A 3868-nucleotide genomic window follows, 5' to 3' on the forward strand; every position below is an offset into this window, starting at 1 on the left:
TTGGGTGTGATGCACTTTTACAAAACCAGCTCCTAGAAAGCCAAGGCACACCGCTGTTTGTATGATGAAGATATAGGCGGGCATTTGGTTGTTTCGGTGTTCTTTCTGAATGGCTTTCATCATAAAACTTGCCATTAGAGCATTTTGTACGCCGTTTGCACCACCAAGGATGAAAAATGACAGCATCATTAACCATACAATGTGTGTGAGAGAAAAGCAGAAAATTGCTAAGCCAATGGTTGTGGCAGCCAGTGATGCACCAGCGGCATTACCAAAGCGATGAAAAAGGCTGGAGAAACAGAGTGGACCAACCACGAGGCCAAGACTTAACATGCTTGTGATTATCCCATAGGTTTCTGCACTGAAGTACAGCTCAGTGCGGATGCGGACAATCGATAAGACGTTGAGAGCAGAGGTGAGGATGATGGTAATGATGAGGGGAGAAAGAGCATAGACAACATTTTTTTTACGCAAGAGCCCTCTTAAATCTAGTCCCTTTTTGGCTTGCTGTGTTGTGGTTGTTGGCATATGTATGTTTAAACTTTTAAAACAGAAGAGAGTGATAAAGGTTGCACAGAGAACCATGATAGATAGTGCAAAGAGCCCTTTTTGCCCGTTTGAGAGACCATATAGCACACCTCCTAACAGTGGTCCTGCAATGTAGCCAAGATTACGGACTGTTTGGATAATGCGGTTGATATGGTCTAATTGCCGATCATTTTTTGCGAAGTCAGGTACAGCAACAAGGATAGCAGACCAAAAGAGTGAACCAGCACACCCTAGTGCAAAAGAAAGGGCAATATAAACCCAAAATTGGTTGGCGATTGCAGCTGTGGCTATAAAGAGTGCTTCAAACAATAAAACAATGGGTACTGTTCGCGCTGGTTGGAAGCGATGCAAGAGGCGTGGTGCAATTGGTCCGGCACAAATTGCCCCGACAAGCCCTGCAAACAGCAGCATTGAAATAGATGCTGTGCTTTCTGCTAAGTGTAGAGCAAATGTAACTTGTGCTGTTTCATCGGCAAAGCTGCTAAAGCCCAAAACAAGGAAAAGTCCCATTTGGGTAAAAATCATGGATTTTTTCTTTGTCACAATGCTCCCCAACATGCTAAAGCTTTTACAGCTTTTAAAATTTCCTTCTGTGCTGTGTCATGTGGTTTATCATTTAATTTTGCTAGATCTAATTTTTTTCCTGATGAAAGTTGAGAAAGGAAATGTTCTAGATGAGAGCTATACTCAAAACTGGCGCAATGCCCATTTGCTGCGATGAGGAGTTCTTTTGTTTCAGTTAAGGGCACCCATTGCAGGGTTGCAGGTGGGCGAAGAGTGATTTCATTTTCAATTTCGGAGACGTCAACAAGGGGGCGCTTGACACATAAACGTGAACTTGTATCACAAATTAATTGAGAAACCAGCATATGGCGTTTTAAGGTACCATTTGCGATGGCGGAGTTTAGCGCAGAGTGTTGAAAAGCATTATCAGGGTTTAAATTTGCTCTTCCTGATGCGCGGATATCATGTCGCGTTCGATCATCAAGATGGAGTAAATGCGTGACATAATTTTTATGATGTTGTGCATCGTGTGCTGTTTCCCAAAAAGCAATATTGATATTTGCCGCGATATTTTTTCCAGTTTCAGCAACGTGGAAAGCATCATGGGGAAAGTAGGCAACACGGTCTGTACGGTTTTGCAGCGCAATTGCTGTTAATTTATGCGCTTCATATTCAGGATATTTTAGCCCTTGGGGGTCTTCTCGTGTACTGGGCCATGCAAACATTGTTTTGCCATCCTGTAGAGTAAAACCAAAATTATGAGCGTGATCCACATGTATCCCAACATGGGTGGAGGAATATCGACCGATGAAGCAGTCAATATCCACGCGCCCACCAGGACTAAAACCTAAAGAATGAGCTAATTGATCTGAAAACTGTTTTGCCACATCCCATAGAACAGGGGTTGCAGCGTATAATCCATAATACATGACCGCCCATTCTTGTCCTTCGGCATATTGGTCAACGCGGGCAGTATATTCTTCTATAGTTCTATCCGTATCTAAAACAAGAAAGTTTGAAAGAGGACGTGGACTCCGCACTCCATTAACCACTGTTACTACTTCGGATTTAGGATTAAGAGCTAAGAGTTTATGAGGATGTAGAGCGTATTGTCTTAAAGCATTCAAAACATCCCTTTCATTGAAAGGGATGTACGAAATTGACAATTCAGCTGCTTGCTTAGCCCAAATTTTTTGAGAAAAGCCCTCTGAAAATAACTGAAACATGCACTTAAATAAGCTTAATTTTTAAAGATGGATGGATAAGCAGATTTGCATCAACAATACATCATTAAACTTCCAGCGAATCATTCATATTAAGCTCATCAAGCTCACTTTGATAAATTTGAATATCGTTACGCTGTGCATACTTAGTAAGCATTGCAGTTGGCACAACTTCATCAGCAGCCAATTCAATAACATTTTTTACTTTATTAAGTGAAATATTCATATATTTCCCCCCTTATAGTTGATAAAAAAAATCACTGATAACCACTCGTTTCACCTTAGCATGGATTTTATTTTTGTCAAATACAATGTTGATTGCAAAGAGCATTTTAAATAAGAGGGCTGAATTTTAGAGTAATTAAGAAGAATTTACAAAAAAAGCTGCACTATGCGTGCAGCTTTTTATTGGTTTTATACTTTTTGAGCTATAAGTTTTTAAAGCATGAAAGTGTCCTTACGGCTTCTATAACCATAATAGCCAAAAACACTGGAAATAATGGCGCCTACCAGACTTCCTAAAAAGCCCCACCACCCCATATTGGAGGCTGTTTTTGTGGCTTTAGTTGCAGTGTTTTTTGCTGCCTTGATCGTATCCTCAAGATTGTCTGAGAGTGTTTCTGCCTGTTCTTCAAGGGCTTTGATGGCTTTTTCGGTTTTTTCCTCTGCGCTTTGATAGAGTTGAACAGCATGGTTGGCTGCTGTTTGTGCATCCGCACGGGTCATGCCATCCTTCATAAGCGCGTTGATGATATCACTTCGATCAAATTTTGTTGTGAGATCTTCTACACGATCAGACAGGCGCTCACCAAGATTTTTTAAAGTGGTGCGATAGTGAGAAGGATCATTTTTGAAAGCTTTTATCGCAGAACCAATATCATTGAGTGCAGCTTGATAGGTTTGTTTCAAGCGATCAGGGTTGAGAGCAGGAATGTCACTTTTATTGAGAAGGGAGTGCAATTCACTACCAAGTTGGTCAAAATTGATATCATTGTCACTATTTTTTGCAAAAAACTTTTCAAGACTTTCACTGTTTAATTTTGCAAGTATAGGGGAAATATTGTTTTTTAGGCTGTCAACGGTTTGTTGGACCATGGAGCTGTTTTCTAAAGCCGTTTTAGCTCCTATCTTTGCTGTACTAGAAACCACGTGGATGGCTTGGAGGGTCATCAGCAATGTTATGAGAGCCCAAGTGAGAAAGCCATGAAGAATCCCTGATGATTCAGCAAAACGTCCAGCTACAAAGCCTCCCAAGGCTAAGCTAATCAGTGTAACGATAACGGAACCCACGCCAAAGGAGAGGAAAGAGCCTTCAAATGGGGATGAAGAAGTGAAATCCATTTGGCTTAAGCCTAAAGCTGCGACCAGAAAAGAGAGGCAGATTGAGGTGGCAAGAGCCGTCACCAGTCCCGCAAAGATTGCGGACCATGAAATGGGTGTGTGAAAGAATGAATACTTTTCTTCTAGAGTTGTTTCTCCTAAAAAATTCGTATCAAATGGTGTGTTTTCAGGAATGCGAGTTTCCATGTTTTATCTCCTTGAATATGCTGGAGATACAATGCCTTTTTGCTAATTATGTTCCAAAAGGGATA

At 41.1% G+C, this 3868-nt stretch carries 4 protein-coding genes; all 4 read right to left on the reverse strand.

Features of this window, described 5'->3' with window-relative positions:
- Positions 1–1092: MFS transporter (locus tag ACFIO5_RS09435; RefSeq protein WP_375705276.1), on the reverse strand; the 1092-nt coding region annotated here is incomplete at its 3' end.
- The gene (locus tag ACFIO5_RS09440) at positions 1089–2279 is read right to left on the reverse strand and encodes a hypothetical protein (RefSeq protein WP_375705277.1); all 1191 of its coding nucleotides are present in this window, start codon (positions 2277–2279) and stop codon (positions 1089–1091) included. The genes ACFIO5_RS09440 and ACFIO5_RS09435, both read right to left, overlap by 4 nt.
- Before the next feature lie 64 nt (positions 2280–2343).
- Positions 2344–2502 (reverse strand): hypothetical protein, encoded by a 159-nt coding sequence (locus ACFIO5_RS09445; protein ID WP_375618735.1) that lies wholly within the window; start codon positions 2500–2502, stop codon positions 2344–2346.
- A gap of 212 nt (positions 2503–2714) precedes the next feature.
- Positions 2715–3803 carry a DUF3792 domain-containing protein gene (locus ACFIO5_RS09450; protein WP_375637057.1) on the reverse strand — a complete coding sequence of 363 codons (1089 nt, stop codon included), beginning with the start codon at positions 3801–3803 and terminating at the stop codon, positions 2715–2717.
- Positions 3804–3868: the final 65 nt, after the last annotated feature.

Source organism: Bartonella sp. AA86SXKL, from assembly GCF_042196885.1.

Excerpts from the sequence above, each read along its gene's own strand:
- ACFIO5_RS09450 (WP_375637057.1), bottom strand. The coding sequence starts at position 3,803 with ATGGAAACTCGCATTCCTGAAAACACACCATTTGATACGAATTTTTTA.
- ACFIO5_RS09440 (WP_375705277.1), bottom strand. The coding sequence starts at position 2,279 with ATGTTTCAGTTATTTTCAGAGGGCTTTTCTCAAAAAATTTGGGCTAAG.
- ACFIO5_RS09445 (WP_375618735.1), bottom strand. The coding sequence starts at position 2,502 with ATGAATATTTCACTTAATAAAGTAAAAAATGTTATTGAATTGGCTGCT.